The organism is Saccharospirillum salsuginis (assembly GCF_014651855.1).
GTDB lineage: Bacteria > Pseudomonadota > Gammaproteobacteria > Pseudomonadales > Natronospirillaceae > Saccharospirillum > Saccharospirillum salsuginis.
The window spans coordinates 1-955 of record NZ_BMXR01000033.1 but is presented as its reverse complement, the minus strand read 5'-3'; the positions used below and the strand labels follow the sequence as shown (position 1 = coordinate 955).

General features: G+C 51.7%; 2 rRNA genes. Both read left to right on the top strand.

The features are described from left to right. A 16S ribosomal RNA gene (locus IE111_RS24370) occupies positions 1–64 on the top strand; the annotation flags it as partial. Between the two features lie 254 nt (positions 65–318). Next, positions 319–955 (top strand): 23S ribosomal RNA (locus tag IE111_RS24365); the annotation flags it as partial.

Sequence of the window (955 nt, the reverse complement as noted above, 5' to 3'; positions counted from 1 at the left end):
AATGACTGGGGTGAAGTCGTAACAAGGTAACCCTAGGGGAACCTGGGGTTGGATCACCTCCTTAAACCTAGACTCGCAAGTGTCCACAACGAATTACTTCTTGAGAGCCGGATTCCGCAAGGAATCGGGCTTTTAGGCGTTCTTTAACAATCTGATCAAGTTTTCTCAAGCAAACGATCGAGCCACGAGGTTCGGTGGTTCTTTGAACCGTCGAGCATCGCGATTGTTTGAAAGAAAGTCTGTAAGAACCAAGCGTACAATTCTTTGTCGTTACAGCGTCGCTTCATGTAAGCCGATGGACACTCCTTCGGGTTATATGGCCAAGTGACGAAGCGTACAGGGTGGATGCCTTGGCAACTGGAGGCGATGAAAGACGTGGTAGCCTGCGAAAAGCGTCGGGGAGGTGGCAAACAACCTTCGATCCGGCGATCTCTGAATGGGGAAACCCACCTATCTTAGATAGGTATCACTGACTGAATTCATAGGTCAGTGAGGCGAACCGGGGGAACTGAAACATCTAAGTACCCCGAGGAAAAGACATCAAACGAGATTCCCTCAGTAGCGGCGAGCGAACGGGGACCAGCCCTTAAGCATCGGGACGGTTAGTGGAACACTCTGGAAAGGGTGGCCATAGTGGGTGATAGCCCCGTACACGAAAGCCCAACGATGTGAAAACGAGTAGGTCGGGACACGTGTTATCCTGACTGAACATGGGGGGACCATCCTCCAAGGCTAAATACTCCCAGTTGACCGATAGTGAACCAGTACCGTGAGGGAAAGGCGAAAAGAACCCCGGAGAGGGGAGTGAAATAGACCCTGAAACCCTGTACGTACAAGCAGTGGGAGCGCCTTCGGGCGTGACTGCGTACCTTTTGTATAATGGGTCAGCGACTTACATTACGTGGCGAGGTTAACCGTATAGGGGAGCCGTAGCGAAAGCGAGTCTTAACTGGGC